The organism is Amycolatopsis sp. NPDC101161 (genome assembly GCF_044768185.1).
GTDB lineage: Bacteria > Actinomycetota > Actinomycetes > Mycobacteriales > Pseudonocardiaceae > Amycolatopsis.
Genome location: NZ_JBIWPI010000007.1, coordinates 59,232 through 75,692 on the forward strand (window position 1 = coordinate 59,232; position 16,461 = coordinate 75,692).

Annotated in this window: 14 protein-coding genes; 10 read left to right on the forward strand and 4 right to left on the reverse strand. The window is 70.6% G+C overall.

Features of this window, described 5'->3' with window-relative positions:
- Nucleotides 1-3: 3 nt before the first annotated feature.
- A complete protein-coding gene (locus tag ACIRSS_RS43070; protein WP_400906083.1) occupies nt 4-666 on the reverse strand; it encodes a nitroreductase family protein in 663 nt (220 codons plus the stop codon).
- A gap of 219 nt (nt 667-885) precedes the next feature.
- On the opposite strand from ACIRSS_RS43070, the gene ACIRSS_RS43075 reads away from it, so the two are divergent.
- Together ACIRSS_RS43075 and ACIRSS_RS43080 are read left to right on the forward strand one after the other, a co-directional pair.
- The gene (locus ACIRSS_RS43075; protein ID WP_372664697.1) at nt 886-1,305 is read left to right on the forward strand and encodes a hypothetical protein; all 420 of its coding nucleotides are present in this window, start codon (nt 886-888) and stop codon (nt 1,303-1,305) included.
- Nucleotides 1,306-1,336: 31 nt separating this feature from the next.
- Nucleotides 1,337-3,436, forward strand: coding sequence for a (Fe-S)-binding protein (locus tag ACIRSS_RS43080; RefSeq protein WP_400906086.1), 2,100 nt, complete (start codon nt 1,337-1,339; stop codon nt 3,434-3,436).
- 5 nt (nt 3,437-3,441) lie between these two features.
- Here ACIRSS_RS43080 and ACIRSS_RS43085 read toward each other — a convergent pair whose 3' ends face one another.
- Nucleotides 3,442-4,941 carry a CBS domain-containing protein gene (locus ACIRSS_RS43085; protein ID WP_400906090.1) on the reverse strand — a complete coding sequence of 500 codons (1,500 nt, stop codon included), beginning with the start codon at nt 4,939-4,941 and terminating at the stop codon, nt 3,442-3,444.
- Between the two features lie 153 nt (nt 4,942-5,094).
- Here ACIRSS_RS43085 and ACIRSS_RS43090 point away from each other — a divergent pair, with 153 nt between their 5' ends.
- A complete protein-coding gene (locus ACIRSS_RS43090; RefSeq protein WP_400906092.1) occupies nt 5,095-5,673 on the forward strand; it encodes an FHA domain-containing protein in 579 nt (192 codons plus the stop codon).
- Here the strand turns inward: ACIRSS_RS43090 and ACIRSS_RS43095 are convergent.
- Complete coding sequence (locus ACIRSS_RS43095; protein WP_400906094.1) at nt 5,635-6,954, reverse strand: MFS transporter; 1,320 nt, start codon at nt 6,952-6,954, stop codon at nt 5,635-5,637. The two genes, ACIRSS_RS43090 and ACIRSS_RS43095, sit on opposite strands and share 39 nt — an antisense overlap.
- Nucleotides 6,955-7,070: 116 nt before the next feature.
- The gene (locus ACIRSS_RS43100; protein WP_400906097.1) at nt 7,071-7,712 is read right to left on the reverse strand and encodes a TetR/AcrR family transcriptional regulator; all 642 of its coding nucleotides are present in this window, start codon (nt 7,710-7,712) and stop codon (nt 7,071-7,073) included.
- Between the two features lie 114 nt (nt 7,713-7,826).
- Here ACIRSS_RS43100 and ACIRSS_RS43105 point away from each other — a divergent pair, with 114 nt between their 5' ends.
- The 7 genes from ACIRSS_RS43105 to ACIRSS_RS43135 all read left to right on the forward strand — a co-directional run bounded on the left by ACIRSS_RS43105 (nt 7,827) and on the right by ACIRSS_RS43135 (nt 16,260).
- Nucleotides 7,827-8,675: a shikimate dehydrogenase gene (locus tag ACIRSS_RS43105; protein ID WP_400906100.1), complete on the forward strand. Its 849-nt coding sequence runs from the start codon at nt 7,827-7,829 to the stop codon at nt 8,673-8,675.
- On the forward strand, nt 8,665-10,464 hold the full coding sequence (locus ACIRSS_RS43110) for a TIM barrel protein (protein ID WP_400906102.1): 1,800 nt from the start codon (nt 8,665-8,667) through the stop codon (nt 10,462-10,464). Before ACIRSS_RS43105 ends, ACIRSS_RS43110 begins: the two co-directional genes overlap by 11 nt.
- 344 nt (nt 10,465-10,808) lie before the next feature.
- Nucleotides 10,809-12,113, forward strand: a complete 1,305-nt coding sequence (locus tag ACIRSS_RS43115) for a sugar ABC transporter substrate-binding protein (RefSeq protein WP_400906105.1) — start codon at nt 10,809-10,811, stop codon at nt 12,111-12,113.
- The gene (locus ACIRSS_RS43120; RefSeq protein WP_400906107.1) at nt 12,110-13,096 is read left to right on the forward strand and encodes a carbohydrate ABC transporter permease; all 987 of its coding nucleotides are present in this window, start codon (nt 12,110-12,112) and stop codon (nt 13,094-13,096) included. Before ACIRSS_RS43115 ends, ACIRSS_RS43120 begins: the two co-directional genes overlap by 4 nt.
- A complete protein-coding gene (locus tag ACIRSS_RS43125; protein ID WP_400906109.1) occupies nt 13,093-13,923 on the forward strand; it encodes a carbohydrate ABC transporter permease in 831 nt (276 codons plus the stop codon). Before ACIRSS_RS43120 ends, ACIRSS_RS43125 begins: the two co-directional genes overlap by 4 nt.
- Before the next feature lie 3 nt (nt 13,924-13,926).
- Complete coding sequence (locus ACIRSS_RS43130) at nt 13,927-15,366, forward strand: glycoside hydrolase family 3 protein (RefSeq protein ID WP_400906111.1); 1,440 nt, start codon at nt 13,927-13,929, stop codon at nt 15,364-15,366.
- 135 nt (nt 15,367-15,501) lie between these two features.
- Nucleotides 15,502-16,260, forward strand: a complete 759-nt coding sequence (locus tag ACIRSS_RS43135) for a hypothetical protein (RefSeq protein ID WP_400906114.1) — start codon at nt 15,502-15,504, stop codon at nt 16,258-16,260.
- The last annotated feature ends 201 nt before the right edge of the window (nt 16,261-16,461 follow it).

Sequence of the window (16,461 nt, forward strand, 5' to 3'; positions counted from 1 at the left end):
GGCTCAGATCCGGACCAGCACCTCGTCGAGGGACTTGCGCCGCAGGTCCGGCACGACGCAGTCGTCGGCCGGGTAGCCGACCGGGATCACCGCGAACGCCTTTTCGTTGCGGGGCCGGCCGAGCAGCTCGCCGAGGAACCGCATCGGCGACGGCGTGTGCGTCAACGCCGCCAGCCCGGCCACCTGCAACGCCGTCAGCAGCATGCCGACCGCGATGCCCACCGACTCGTCGACGTAGTAGTGCTTGCGGACGCCGCCGTCGTCGTCGAGGGCGAACCGTTGCTGGAACACGACGATCAGGTACGGCGCGTCGGTCAGGTGCGGCTTCACCGCGTCCGTGCCCAGCGGCCGCAGCGCGTCGAGCCACGCCTCGCCGAGCCGGCCGTCGTAGGAGATCCGTTCCTCCGCCTCGGCGGCTTCGCGGAGCCGCCGGCGCACGTCGGGATCGGTGACGAGCACGAACGTCCACGGCTGCTGGTGCGCCCCGCTGGGGGCCGTGGACGCCACCGCGATCGCGTCGAGCACCGCGCGTTCGGGGACCGGGTCGGGGGAGAACATCCGGACCGACCGCCGCGCCTCCATCCGCTGCCGCAGCGCGGCGGCCTGGGCGAGCGCTTCGTCGTCGGGCAGCCGGGCGGGCCGGTAGGGGACGGGGTGGAAGGTCATGTCCGGATTGTGGCGGGGGACACGCCCGCGGCAGCAGGGCCGAACGTGCGATTTACGACGCAGATGCGTTCGACATACGGACAGTAAGGTGATCCTTCCTTCGATTTTTACGCCGAACGGTGCAATGTAACTAGGCCGTTCGGACCTGTCGCGTGAAGTGACCTCCTCATTACCCTCCAGTAGTCAGTGGTGCCGATCACAGTCGCCGGAGGAGGCCCCATGGCGTCGCGCGTCCGAGGACCCGGCTCCGAAGACCGGCGCGAACTGCGGCTCAGGCACATCGCCGGCTGCCTGTCCTGCACCCTCAAGTGCGGGTACTGCGGGCTGCCGGTGCGGCTCACCGGACCGGGCGCGCACCCCGGTTACGGCGTGGTCGAAGAAGTCACCGGGGAACTGGTGCTGCTGCACCGGTTCTGCCGCGGCGCGCTCGGCCGCTGCGGGACGCGGGGGTGCGTGCTGCGGCGCGCCCACCTCGGCCGCGCGACCGAGCAGTACGAAACCGGCCGCCGCCGTCCCGGGCGCTACCAGCGCCTCGGCGTCCGCCGGTCGGCCGACCTCGATCTGTACCGGAAACACTGGCGGGTCGCGAAGATGCGGTACGCGTGCAAGGCGTGCCGCTACTACACCGGCTCGCACTGAGCCGTTCCTTCCAGCACGTCACGGAGGACTCGTGCTCGTTCGTCTCATCCTCGGCCTGCTCATGACCGTCGTCGGCCTCGCCGTCGCCGGCAAGCGGGTGGCGTTCCTGTACCGGCTGATCAAGGCCGGCCAGCCGGACACCAAGCGGTCCGACGACTTGGGTGCCCGGCTCTTCGCGCAGGTGCGCGAGGTGTTCGGCCAGCGCAAGCTGCTGAAGTGGTCGGTGCCCGGCCTGGCGCACTTCTTCACGTTCTGGGGCTTCGTGATCCTCGCTTCGGTGTACCTCGAAGCGTACGGCGCGCTGTTCGACGAGAAGTTCGCGATCCCGTGGATCGGGCACTGGGCGGTGCTCGGCTTCCTGCAGGACTTCATCGCCGTCATGGTGGCCGTCTCGCTGGGCGTGTTCACGGTGATCCGGATCCGCAACGCCCCCGAGCGCAAGGACCGCGCGTCGCGGTTCTACGGCTCGCACACCGGCGGCGCGTGGCTGATCCTCGTCATGATCTTCAACGTCGTCTGGACGATGTTCTTCTTCCGCGGCGCGTCTTCGGCGTCCGGCAACTTCCCGTACGACAACGGCGCGTACGTCTCGCTCGGCGTCGGGAACCTCCTGCGGCCGCTCGGGCACTCGACGACCGAGGCGCTGGAGACCGTCGGCCTGCTGCTGCACATCGGCGTCATGCTGGTGTTCCTGTCGATCGTGCTCTACTCCAAGCACCTGCACATCTTCGTGGCGCCGATCAACGTCTCGGCGAAGCGGCTGCCGGACGCGCTCGGCCCGCTGCTGCCGATGGAGTCCGGCGGGAAGCCGATCGACTTCGAGGACCCGGGCGAGGACGACACGTTCGGCCGCGGCAAGATCGGCGACTTCACGTGGAAGGGCATGCTCGACTTCGCGACGTGCACCGAGTGCGGCCGCTGCCAGTCGCAGTGCCCGGCGTGGAACACGGGCAAGCCGTTGTCGCCCAAGCTCGTCATCATGAACCTGCGCGACAACCTGTTCGAGGAGGCGCCCTACATCCTCGCGGGCACCGAGCACGAGGAGGCGCGCCCGCTGGTCGGCCCGGAGGCCGACGGCGGCGTCATCGACCCGGACGTGCTCTGGTCGTGCACCACGTGCGGCGCGTGCGTCGAGCAGTGCCCGGTCGACATCGAGCACGTCGACCACATCGTCGACATGCGCCGCTACCAGGTGATGATCGAGTCGGCGTTCCCGACCGAGCTGGGCGGGCTGTTCAAGAACCTGGAGACCAAGGGCAACCCCTGGGGCCAGAACAACTCCGAGCGGCTGGCCTGGACGAAGGACCTCGGCTTCGACGTCCCGGTGTTCGACGGCGAGCTCGCGGAAGACGTCGAATACGTCTACTGGGTCGGCTGCGCGGGAGCGTTCGACGACAACGCCCGCAAGACGGTCCGCGCGACGGCGGAGCTGCTGCACATCGCGGGCGTCAAGTACGTGGTGCTGGGCAAGGAGGAGTCCTGCACGGGCGACCCGGCGCGCCGGGCGGGCAACGAGTTCCTGTTCCAGATGATGGCCCAGCAGACGGCGGAGACGCTCAACGCGGTGTTCGAGGGCCGCGAGCCGCGGCTGCGCAAGATCGTCACGACGTGCCCGCACTGCCTCAACACGCTCAGCCGCGAGTACCCGGACCTGGACGGGCACTACGAGGTGGTCCACCACACGCAGCTGCTCAACCGCCTGGTCCGCTCCGGAGCGTTGACCCCGGTGAAGCCGGTCGAGGACGGCCCGCGCGTGACCTACCACGACCCGTGCTACTTGGGCCGTCACAACAAGGTGTACACCCCGCCCCGCGAGCTGGTCGGTGCGACGGGGGCGTCGTTGTCGGAAATGCCCCGCCACGCGGACCGCGCGTTGTGCTGCGGCGCGGGCGGCGCGCGCATGTGGATGGAGGAGCAGATCGGCAAGCGCATCAACCTGGAGCGAGTGGACGAAGCGATCGCGACCGACGCCGAGACCATCGTGACGGGGTGCCCGTTCTGCAGGGTGATGCTGACGGATGGGCTGGTGCAGCGGCAGAGCGAGCAGAAGGCGGAGAACGTGGACGTCCGCGATGTGGCGCAGCTGCTGCTGGAACGGGTGAAGCCCGCGGCTCCGGCGCCCAAGCCCTGACGCGGCTAGGGCTGATCGACGGCCTTGATCGTCGCGCAGAACCCTTCGATGGCGGCGAGGTCCTGCTCCGGGACCTCGTCGCCGGAGAAGTGCATGAGCTCGTTGCGGATGTCTTTCGCCTTCTTGAGCAAGTCGAAGAAGGTCTCGTAGCCGAGCGGCCAGTTCAGCTGGTCGAAGTTGCTGCGTGTCTCGAAGATCTGGACATACTTGCCGAACGTCGGATTGCTCGCCCACTTCGGCGTGGCTCTTTCGATCACTTCCTCCGGCAGGCAGCGCCGGGCGTGCCGTCGAAGCCGCAGTTCTGCTTCCTCGAGGAGTGAGAACGGCCGGGCGAGCTTGCCGAACTGCAGGGTGAGGTCGTTCGCGGTCACGACGCCGACGAGCGTACGGCGGTCCTCACCACGGACGAACACGCAGCCACGGCGGTAGATCTCGTCGATCTGGCCGAACAGCTCTTCGTCGATGTCGATGACCCGAACCTGGATGGTGGCGTCCTGCAAGGTCGGCTCGGGGTTCGCCAAGCGGGCTCGGCCGATGGATTCCCAGCTGACCGCTCCGGCGTAGTACCCGTCTTCGTCGATCACAGCCAGCTGTGAGTAGTTCTTGGCCAGCATCAGGGTCACCGCGGCGGCGAGTGGCTTGCCGACGGTGACGGATTCGACGGCTGGTTCGTCGGGCAGGATGGCGCGCACCATCCACTTGGTCGGCAGGTAGTCCAGCGCGTCGGCCTCTGGCGAATCCGGCGAGTCCGCCGCGTTCGGCTCGACGGCGATCGGGACCAGCTCCACGATGGAGTCCATCCGGGCCGTGGTGAACGGCGGCTTGGTCGTGACTCCGTGCTCGGCCAGTTCGGACTGGACGGTCACCAAGGAGGTCGCCGTGCGCCTCCGATAGCCCCACTTGGACAGCAGGTCCCGGACGGTGAGCTTCACCGGCGCCGCACCGGTCTCGACCGCTTCCCACAGGTCGGCCGAGGTCGCGTCGGGATCGAGGTTCGCCGAGGCGTGCTGCCAGCCCGGGTCCTTCCGCCCGGCCGCGACTTCGCCCAGGCGGCGCACGGCGTCGTGGCGGCTGAGCCGGCAGACGGTGAGCAGGGAACCGAGGCTGCCGCGCAGGTCGGGTTCGAACTCACCGGGGTCGACGTCGGTTCGGAGCCAACGGACCGGCCGGGCGTGCGTGCTGTCCGGCGTCGAGTCGGGGCGGTGCCGGTACGGCCCGGTGATCTCCCCGATGGCGAACTGCCGCACGTTCTTGAGCGGCATGACGATGAGGTCGCCTTCGCTCATCTCCCGGTAGAAGCGCCACAGCTGCCCGGCCCAGTTCCCGATCACGTAGTTCGACCGCTCGGGGTAGAACTCGCGCAGCCCCGCCTTCAGCGCTTCGCGAGTGTCGAACCGGCTCAGCTCGGGAACACCACCCCAGCCGGCGATCGCGAGACCCTCGGCGAGGGACTCCTGGTCGCGCTCGCCCCGCCGTCCCGCGCGGACTTGCCATGCTGACTTCATCGTTCTCCCGGTTCATGGGGCGGGACACGCCTACGCACCCAGTCGGTCGGGGAACGGAGTTCGTCGCAAGAAGCCTGACTGGTTCACCCGTTCGCCGCGTATTTCTCCTCCGCGGTCCGGCTCGGATTCGAGTCGGACCACGGAGGAGGGGCGATGGGGCAACGGGACTTCGCGACGATCGAGACCCTCGGCGGGGCCGTCGCGCGGCTTGAGGTTCGGCGTGGTGCCTGGCTTGTCGGGCGGGCGCCCGAGGCCGATCTGAAACTGCATTCGGATCGGGTGAGCCCGCGGCACGCCTGGCTCCGGCGCGATGCTCGCGGCACCTGGGTCTCCGACGCCGGTTCCCGCGCCGGGACCCTCGTCAACGGCGAACTCCTGGCGCCTCGGCAAGCTCGGCTGCTGCACGACGGTGACCGCGTTTCCTTCGGGCCGATCACCACCGTCTACTCGGACCTGCGCGCGGCCGGGGACGAGCCGGTGTTCGCCACCGTCCCCGCCGCTCGGACGGGCGCGGTCTCGCTCGTCGCCGGGCCGGTTCTCTTCGTCGCCGGGTTCGGGGTCGGGGCCGCTCGGGTGCTCCGGCACTTCGACGCCGGGCCGGAGATCGGGATCGGCCTGCTGATCGCCGGCCTGGTGGTGTCGGGACTGGGGCTGGCGCGGGCGCGCCGGCGAAAGGCGCGCCCGCGCCGGCCGTCAGCCGTCCACAGTGGAAGCGACCACAGTGGACGGTGACGTCGTCGCCGGGTTTCGTCGGCCCAGCTCCGCCGTCGGGACGCGGTAAGTCTCCCGGGCCGTCGCCGCCGCCAAAGCCGCCACCACGCAGACCGCCGCCGTGAAGATCGCCACGCCCAGCCAATCCTGCTTGGCAGAGCCGATCGCCGCCACCACGCTCGGGGCGAAACCCGCCACCGCGAAGCCGATCTGGGTGCCGATCGCCATGCCGGACAGGCGGACCCGGGCGGTGAACATCTCGCCGTACAACGACGGCCAGACGCCGTTGACGCCGGAGTACGCCACGCCGAAGAGCGCGATGCCCAGCACGAACAGCAGCGCGTACGAGCCGATCGAGATCGACCACAGGTACGGGAAGATCAGGACCCCGCACAGCAGGCACCCGGTGATGAACACCGGCTTGCGCCCGACCCGGTCGGCGAGCCCGGCCAGCAGCGGGATCGCCGCCAGCGCGACGATGTTCGCGAGCACGCCCACCCACAGCATCGGCGTGCGGGCCAGGCCGATCGTGTTGACCGCGTAGCTCAGCGCGTACACCGTGAAGATCGTGCTCACCGAGGCGATCGTCGCCGCGACGACCACGCGCAGCACGTCCGCCCAGTGGTCGCGGAACAGGATCGCGACCGGCAGCTTCGCGACCTCGGTGCGTTCGAACACCGGTGTCTCGTCGAGCTTGCGGCGGATGACGAACCCGACCACCACGACCGCCGCGCTGCACCAGAACGGCACCCGCCAGCCCCACGTGAGCAGCTGGTCCTTCGGCAGGGCGGCGACCGGCAGGAAGATCGCCGTCGCCAGGATCTGGCCGGCCTGCGTGCCGCTCAGGGTGAAGCTGGTGAAGTACGCGCGCCGCCGTTCCGGGGCGTGTTCCAGCGACATCGAGTTCGCGCCGGCCTGCTCGCCGGACGCCGAAAGTCCCTGCAGCAGACGCAAAAGCACCAGCAGGATCGGCGCCAGCACGCCGACGCTCCCGTACGTCGGCAGGCACCCGACGGCGAACGTCGCCACGCCCATCAGCAGCAGCGTGAACACCAGGACGCGCTTGCGGCCGAAGCGGTCGCCGACGTGGCCGAGGATGAACGCCCCGACCGGCCGCGCCAGGTAGCCGACGCCGAACGTGGCCAGGGCCAGCAGGGTGCCGGTCGCGGGGGAGGAGGCGGGGAAGAAGACCTTGTTGAACACCAGCGCGGCGGCGGTCCCGTAGATGAAGAAGTCGTAGTACTCGAGCGCGCTGCCGATCCAGGCGGCCAGCGCCGCCTTGCGGGGCATCGATCCGGTCACGGGGATGAGCTCCTGACGTCCGTGCTTCGTTGCTCAGAGTCGGCGGGGAAGCAATGTACGGTCTAGTTAGTTAATAGAGAGTGCGAGACCGTGCCCCGGGTGTCAAGAGGGGGATTTCAGGCGGTCAGGTAGTCGATCACCAGGTCGCCGAGCATCTTCCGGTAGTGCTCGCGCCGGGCGGGGTCGAGCATGTCGCGGCCGAAGATCGCCTGGAACGTGTGGCGGTTCGCCAGCCGGAACACGCAGAACGAGCTGATGATCATGTGGACGTCGAGCGCGTCGACGTCGTCGCGGAAGCGGCCGGCCGCGCGGCCGCGCTGGAGGACCACCGCTAGTCCGCCGAGCGCCGGGTCGGCCAGCCCGGCCAGGATCTCCGACTGCGCGAGGTGCTCCGCGTTGTGGATGTTCTCGATGCTGACCAGCCGGATGAAGTCCGGGTTCGCCTCGTGGTGGTCGAAGGTCAGCGCGGCCAGCTGCCGCAGCGCGTCCTCGGGGTCCAGGTGCTGGACGTCGAGCTGCCGCTCCAGCGACCGGATCGTCGAGTACGCCTTCTCCAGTACCGCGAGGTAGAGCTGTTCCTTGCCGCCGAAGTAGTAGTAGATCATCCGCTTGGTGGTGCTGGTGCGGGCGGCGATCTCGTCGACGCGGGCGCCGGTGTAGCCCTTGGCCGCGAACTCCCGCGTGGCCACCGCGAGGATGTCCGCACGAGTCCGTTCCTTGTCGCGCTGGCGTTCGGCCTCCGACGACGGTGCGGCCACCGGGCTCCCTCCACTGCAGGTCAACGGCCCCACTCTAGCCCAGCCCTTCCGATGGGGCGGTCGCCGCGCTAACGTGAACGTACTAGTTCGTACATTAATCCGGAGGGCGACCGCGTGACCAGCTACCTGATCGGACTCGTCGGCACGGGCATCGGGCCGTCCGCCAGCCCGGCGCTGCACGAGCGGGAAGCCGACGAGCTCGGCCTCCGCTACCTCTACCGCCGCCTCGACCTCGATGTGCTGCGCCGCCCGGTCGCCGACGTCCTCGCCGCCGCGAGGCTCGCCGGGTTCGACGGGCTCAACGTCACGCACCCGGCCAAGCAGCTGGTCCTGGAGCACCTCGACGAGCTGTCCCCGGAGGCCGCGGCACTCGGCGCGGTCAACACCGTCGTCTTCGACCGGGGCCGCGCGATCGGGCACAACACCGACGCGACCGGCTTCGCCCGCAGCCTCACCCGCGGCCTGCCGGACGTCCGGATGGACGAGGTCGTCCTGCTGGGCGCCGGGGGAGCGGGGGCCGCGGTCGCGCACGCGCTGCTGTCCCTGGGCACCGGCCGGCTCACCGTCCACGACGTCGACCCCGAGCGCAGCGCGAAGCTCGTCGACGCGCTGCGGCGGCGGTTCGGCGCCGGACGAGCGGAAACCGGTGACCTCGACGCGATCCACCGCGCCGACGGCCTGGTGCACGCGACGCCGACGGGGATGGCCGCCCACCCCGGTTCGCCGCTCCCGGCCGGGTACCTGCGGCCGGAGCTGTGGGTCGCCGACATCGTCTACCGGCCGCTGGAGACCGCACTGCTGGCCGAGGCCCGCGCCCGCGGCTGCCGCGTCCTGCACGGTGGCGGCATGGTCGTGCTGCAGGCCGCCGAGTCGTTCCGGCTGTTCACCGGCGTCGAGCCGGACCCGGCGCGGATGCTGCGCCACTTCGACGCCCTCGAAGGGGAGGCCGCCCGTGCCGCCTGAACCGCGTACCGCGATCGCCACCGTCTGCCTCTCCGGGACCCTCGAGGACAAGCTCGCCGCGGCCGCCGCGGCGGGCTTCGACGGCGTCGAGCTGTTCGAGAACGACCTGGTGGTCTCGCCGTCGAGCCCGGCCGAGATCCGCCGCCGCTGCGCCGACCTCGGCCTCTCGATCGACCTCTACCAGCCGTTCCGCGACTTCGAAGCCGTCCCACCCGCCGTGCACGCGGCCAACCTCCGCCGCGCGCGGCACAAGTTCGACGTCATGGCCGAGCTCGGCGCGGACACCGTGCTGGTCTGCTCGTCCGTCTCGCCGGACGCGATCGACGACGACGAGCTCGCCGCCGAACAGCTGCGTGCCTTGGCGGACGCCGCGCACGAACGCGGGATGCGGATCGCCTACGAAGCGCTGGCCTGGGGCCGGCACGTGAGCGGCTACGAACACGCGTGGCGCATCGTGCGCCGGGCCGCGCACCCCGCCCTCGGCGTGTGCCTGGACAGCTTCCACATCCTGTCGAAGGGCCACGACCCGGCGCCGATCCGCGCGATCCCCGGCGACAAGATCTTCTTCCTGCAGCTCGCCGACGCACCCGAGCTGCCGATGGACGTCCTGCCGTGGAGCCGCCACCACCGGCTCTTCCCCGGTCAGGGCGACTTCGACCTGACGGCGTTCACCGGGCACGTCCTGGCCGCGGGCTACCGCGGCCCGCTGTCGCTGGAGGTCTTCAACGACGTGTACCGGCAGGCCGACCCGCGCCCGGCCGCGGTCGACGCCATGCGGTCGCTGCTCGCGCTACAGGATTCGCTCGGCGTCCGGGACGTGCCGGCCGCGCCGGCGCTGGCCGGCCACGCGTTCGCCGAGGTCGTCACCGACCCGGGCGCGGGGAAGGTCCTGGCGTCGCTCGGCTTCGCGCGCACCGGCATCCACCGGACCAAGCCGGTCGAGCTGTGGGAGCAGGGCGACGCCCGGGTGGTGGTCAACGAAGGCGGCGCGGCGCACGGCGCCGTCGGCGCGGTGGCGCTGGCCAGCACCGATCCGGCCCGCTCGGCCCGCCGTGCGGAAGCGCTGCTCGCGCCGGTCCTGCCGCGGGTGCGCGGCCCGCGCGAAGCCGACTTGGCGTCGGTCGCGGCGCCGGACGGCACCCAGGTCTTCCTCTGCGGCGACGACTGGCGCGACGACTTCGTGCACACCGGCGAAACGGCGGCCGGCGCGGGGATCCTCGGCATCGACCACGTGGCGCTCACCCAGCCCTTCGACCACTTCGACGAGGCGGCGCTGTTCTACCGGTCGGTGTTCGGGCTGACGCCGTCCCCGGTGGCCGAGTTCGCGGCGCCGTTCGGGCTGGTGCGCAGCCGCGCGGTGGCGGCGGGGGAGGTCCGGCTGACGCTGGACAGCGCCCTGGTCCGGCGCGGCGAATGGGCGCCGGCGGTGCCCGAACCGCAGCACGTGGCGTTCGCCTGCGTGGACGCGCTCGCGGCGGCCGCGGCGATGCGGGCCGCGGGCGCGCCGCTGCTGGCGATCCCGGCCAACTACTACGACGACCTCGACGCCCGCCTGGACCTGCCGCCCGAGCGGCTGGCCGCGCTGCGGCAGCACTCGGTGCTGTACGACCGGGACGCGCACGGCGAGTTCCTGCACTTCTACACGGCGCTGGCCGGGGCGCGGGTGTTCTTCGAGGTCGTGCAGCGGATCGGCGGGTACCGCGGGTACGGGGTGGCCAACGCCCCGGTGCGGATGGCCGCCCACCGCGCGCGCCGCGATTCCGGCTCACCCGCGACAACGGCGGTGTGAGGGCGTACTGCCAGCGAAAACCGTAGAACGCGCGTGACCACCGCCCCGGGAAGCCTTTCCCGGGGCGGTTTTCGTCGCGCGGCCGGCGTGCGGCCGCGCCGATTTCCCGCTGCCCAGCGGTGAAAAACGGCCCGGACACCTTCCTATCAGGACGACTTCCACCGCCCGCTCGTCAGTCCCCGGTAACCGTCCGGCTACTGCGCGTACAACTCCCCGGTGCGTTTACAACGTTCCGGCAACCGCCTTGACACCGCCTGTGGTACGTACCACTCTAACCCCAACATTGGTCTACACCATTTGGGGCGCTCGGCCACGGTGGCCGGGCATGGAAAGGACGGCATCGAGTGAAACGCTGGCTCAAGCTGGCGGCGGGCGCCGCCGCACTCACCCTCGCGACCGCCGGCTGCGCGGGTTCCAGCGGCTCGGACACGGCCGCTTCGTCGAGCGGCGCTCCGGCGCAGCTCAGCGGCACGGTCACGGTCTGGCTGATGACGGGCTCCGCGCCCGCCACGCTGACCGACGCGCTCAACAAGGAGTTCGAGACCGCGCACCCCGGCGTCAAGGTCAAGTACGAAGTCCAGCAGTGGGACGGCATCCAGCAGAAGCTGACCACCGCGCTGGCCGGCGGCACCCCGCCGGACGTCATCGAGATCGGCAACACGCAGACCGCGGCGTTCGCCTCGCAGGACGGCGTCCTGACCGACCTCTCCGGGGACAAGGACAGCTTCAACGGCGCGCAGTGGCTGAAGGGTCTCGCGGACTCCGGCACCTACGACGGCAAGACCTACGGCGTCCCGTTCTACGCGGCCAACCGCGAGGTCATCTACCGCAAGGACATGTTCGAGCAGGCCGGCATCACCAAGACGCCGACCTCGAACGACGAGTGGATCGACGCGATCGGCAAGCTGAAGACCAAGTTCGGCTCCGACCCCGACTTCCAGGCGCTCTACATGCCGGGCCAGAACTGGTACGCGCTGCTGTCGTTCATCTGGGACAACGGCGGTGACATCGCCCAGGCCGACGGCAAGAACTTCAAGGCGACGCTGGACAGCGCCGGCGCGAAGGCCGGTCTGGACTTCTACAAGAAGCTCGTCGACACCTCCGGCACCAAGGCGCCGAAGGACGCGGACGAGGCCAAGCCGCAGCAGGCGACCGTCTACGGCGCCGGCAAGGTGGCCATGATGATCGGCCTCCCGTGGGAGCTGGCGACGGCCGCGAAGACCGACCCGAGCCTGACCGCCAAGACGGGCGCGTTCGCGATCCCGAGCAAGAACGCCGGCCAGAGCGCCCCGGTCTTCCTGGGCGGCTCGAACCTGGCCATCCCGGCCAACAGCAAGAACGTGGCCGCGGCCAAGGAGTACATCAAGCTGCTCTCCAGCCCGAAGTACCAGAGCCAGCTCGCCGCCGCCGGCGTCGTGCCCGGTACGTCGACCGACCTCACCGGCCTGGACAAGGACCCGCTGGGCAGCGTGATGGCGAAGGCCTCCACCAACGGCAAGGCCGTGCCGGCCAGCCCGAAGTGGGGTGACGTGGAGTCCGGCCAGAACCCGGTCAAGGACATGCTGACCGCGTACCTGACCGGCAAGAAGACGCTCGACCAGGCGACCGCCGACGCCAACGCAGCGCTGAACAAGCTCATCGGCGGATGACAGCGACCGCGAATGTGACGATGCCGGCGGGGGCGACCCCGCCGGCATCGCCGCGCGACGCGGGGGTCAAGCGGCGCAAGCGGGGCCGGTTCGGCGACCGGGTGCTCCCGTACCTGCTCCTGCTCCCCGCCCTCGCCGCGATCCTCGTCCTGCTCGCCTGGCCGCTGGTCCAGGTGCTCGCGATCAGCTTCCGCAAGCTCGACATCGGCCAGCTCGTCTCCGGCAAGACGGTCTGGATCGGCTTCGACAACTACACCAACACGCTTTCCGACCCGGAGTTCTGGACGGTCACCTTCCGGACCCTGGTCTTCACCGCCGCGATCGTGGCCGCCACCATCCTCGGCGGCCTCCTGCTGGCGGTGCTCATGCGCCACCTCGGCCCGGTCGTGCGGATCATCGTGCAGGTGACGCTGGTGCTGGCCTGGGCGACGCCGGTGATCGCGACGACCACCGTGTTCCAGTGGATCTTCGACGAGCAGTACGGGATCCTCAACAAGACCCTCGACCGGCTCGGGTTCCACGGCTTCATCGGCTTCTCGTGGTTCTCCAGCGGCGCCAGCACGCTGTCGGTGATCGGGCTGCTCATCGTGTGGCAGGCCGTGCCGTTCGTGACGTTCTCGCTGTACGCGGGCATCATCGGCGTCTCGCGCGAGCAGTACGAGGCCGCCGGCATCGACGGCGCCAGCGCGTGGCAGACGTTCCGCGCGGTCACCTGGCCCGCCATCCGGCCGATCACCACGATGGTGACGTTCCTGTCGGTGCTGTGGGACTTCAACGCGTTCGCCCAGATCTGGGCGATCCGCGAGGGCGGTCCCGACGGCGAGAGCACCACGCTGGCCGTGGTCCTGTACCTCAAGGGCATCGCGGGCAACCACTTCGGCGCGGCGGGCGCGATCGCGACCCTGATGCTGATCGTGCTCGCGCTCATCACCGGGCGGTACATCCAGCTGCTGGTCCGGACCCCGGAAGGTGATCTCAAGTGAGGAAATCGCTGCCGCAGCGGATCGTGCTGTCGGTCGTCGGCATTCTCGTCGCGCTGCTGATCGTCTTCCCGACGTACTGGATGTTCGTTACGTCGCTGCGCACGCCCGGCGAGATCCTGTCGCCGAAGTACGACCTGATCCCGACGTCGTTCTCGTTCGGCAACTTCGCGACGGCGCTGGGCAAGGACAACTTCCCGGTCTACCTGATGAACAGCCTGATCGTCACGGTCGGCTCGGTGCTGTGCGCGCTGGTCGCCGGGACCCTGGCGGCGATCCCGCTGTCGCGGCTGCGCTTCACCGGCCGCAAGGGCTTCCTGGTGCTGGTCATGGTGGCGCAGCTGGCCCCGGTGTCGGCGCTGTTCATCCCGCTGTTCCTGCTGATGCGGGACGCCGGGCTGCTCAACACGCTGCCGTCGCTGCTGCTGATCTACTTCGCGACCACGCTGCCGTTCACGGTCTGGATGCTCTACGGGTTCGTCAACGGGATCCCGTACGAGCTGGAAGAGGCCGCGATGATCGACGGCTGCAGCCAGACCGGCGCGTTCCGCCGGGTCACGCTGCCGCTGCTCGGGCCGGGGCTGGTCACGACGTCGGTGTTCAGCTTCATCACGGCGTGGAACGAGTACCTGTTCGCGCTGGTCTTCATCCAGGACAAGCCGAAGGAGACCCTGCCGGTGTGGCTGGCGTCGTTCCGCACGGCGTTCGCCACCGACTGGGGCGGCGTGATGGCCGCGTCGGTCATCTACGCGATCCCGGCGCTGGTCTTCTTCCTGCTCGTGCAACGCAAGCTGGTGTCCGGCGCGACCGCCGGCGCGGTGAAGGGGTAGCGGTTGACCACACCGGAGAAGCTCGCCGAAGCCGTCCTGCTGCCCGGGTTCGCCGGGACCACCGCGCCGGACTGGCTCCGCCGCCGGGTCGCCGACGGCCTGGGCGGGGTGGTCCTGTTCGGCCGCAACGTCGTCGACGACGAGCAGGTCGCCGCCCTCACCGCGCAGCTGCGGAGTGAGCGGGACGGCGTCGTCGTCGGGATCGACGAGGAGGGCGGCGACGTCACCCGCCTCGACGTGAACACCGGGTCGTTCGTGCCGGGGCCGCTGGCGCTCGGCGCGGCCGACGACCCGGAGCTGACCACGGCGGTCGCCGCCGCACTCGGCGAACGGCTCGCGGCCTGCGGCGTCACGCTCAACCTGGCGCCCTGCGCGGACCTGACCCTGGCGGCCGAGGACCCGATCATCGGCGTCCGGGCGTTCGGTTCGGACCCGGCGAAGGCGTCGCCGCACGTCGCGGCGTACGTGACCGGGCTGCAGAAGTACGGCGTCGCGGCGTGCGCGAAGCACTTCCCGGGCCACGGCGCCGCGACCGAGGACTCGCACGTCGCCCTGCCGGTGCTGCCGAGGACCGTGGAAGAGCTGCGGGAGATCGAGCTGGTCCCGTTCGCCGCGGCGATCCGCGCCGGGGTGCGCTCGGTGATGTCGGGTCACCTGGTCGTCCGGGCGTGGGGCGACGAGCCGGCCACGCTCAACCGGGTGGCGCTCACCGACGTGCTGCGGGGCGAGCTCGGCTTCACGGGCGCGGTCATCACCGACGCCCTGGAAATGGGCGCGGTGTCCGGCGCGTACGGCCGGCACGACGGCCTCGGCCGCTCCGCCGTGCGGGCGCTGGCGGCGGGGGCGGACGCGCTGTGCCTGGGCGGCGCGGCGTTCGAGGCCGAACACCTGGACGCCTGCGTGTCGGCGATCGCGGCCGCGGTCGCGGCGGGGGAGCTGCCCCTGGAACGGCTCGAGGAAGCGGCGTCGCGCACGGCGGCGCTGGGCACCGACCCGGCGCCGGCCTCGGTGGGCCCGGTCGACCGGCGGCTCGGCCTCGAGGCGGCGCGCAAGGCCCTGCGGATCACCGGCGAGCCCCGGCTGGCCGGGCCGCCGCTGGTGGTCGACGTCCAGACCGAGCCGACGATCGCGGCGGGCCCGATGCCGTGGGGCCTCGGCGCGCACCTGGCCGAGCTGGTGCCGGGAACGCGGGCGATGACCGCGACCCCGGACGACGTTTCGGAGGTCCTGGAGGCGGCGCGGGAGGTCCGCAGCGTCGTGGTGGTCACCCGGGAGGCGCACCGGCACCCGCGGGTCCGCGAGCTGCTGGCCGCGTTGTCCACTGTGGACTACATCCGGGTGGAGACCGGGGTACCGGGGCCGCCGGATGGTGCCGGGCCGCGGATCGACACGTTCAGCGGTTCCTACGTGAGTCTGCGCGCCGCTGCGGAATATCTCGCCTGAAAGCGGACGAAACCCCGCGGCAATGCCGGGGTTTCGTCCGCTTTGCCGTATCTCCACGGGCTCGGCCGCGATTTGTACGGACCTTGTACCGGCGGTCCCCATTCTGTCCCCACACCGAAACTGGAGGACGGAACAATGAACATGGGGATCCTGAAGCGGGTGGCCGGGGTGGCCGGCATCGCCACGGCGATCGCGGTCGTCGGGGCGAGCCCGGCCTTCGCGGCGTCGGGCACCGTGCACACCGACTCGGGCGCCGCGCTGACCGTGCGGGCCACGCCGAGCACCGGCGGGAGCGCGGTCGGCTCCATCGCCGACGGCACCGCGGTGACCATCAGCTGCCAGACCAACGGATCGACCGTCGACGGCAAGTACGGCACCTCGGACATCTGGGACAAGGTGGGCAACGGCTACGTCAGCGACGCCTACGTCTACACCGGCTCCGACGGCCGCGTCGCGCCGGACTGCGCGGGCTCGACGCTGACCTGCTCCACCGCGGGCACGGGCGATTCGAAGTCCTGCGCGCAGGCGGTGGCGTACGCCAAGACCCGGATCCACACGAACGACCTCGCCTCCTACGAGGGCTGGTGCGACCGGATCAACGCGCAGAACTACGGCTGGACCGCTTCCGGCTCGGAGACGGCCTACATCCACTGGACGCAGATCCCGGCCTCGTTCAAGCACCCGGGTGACTACCAGGTCCCGGCCGGCGGCCTCGCGTTCTTCAAGAGCAGCGGCGCGGGCCACACGATGATCTCGATCGGCGGCGGCAAGTTCCTGTCGAACGACATCAACGGCTACGGCAGCTACACCGAGACGACGATCGCCCAGATCAAGAGCAAGTGGGGCCAGACCTACCTCGGCTGGTCGCAGCCGTGGTTCAAGGTGAACCACTGACCCGCTGAGGCGGGGGAGCGGGTCTCGCCGGCCCTGGGGGGCGGCGAGACCCACCCGGCCGGCGGCCACCCGGCCGCGCGCCGCGAAGACCTCAGCCCGGTTCTGTCCGGCGTCCCCGGCCAGGGCTGGATGAACGAGGTCGGCGTCGCGTGTACGAGCCGCGGAGTTCGCTCGCCACCAATCCCGGCCGCGCGAAATCCG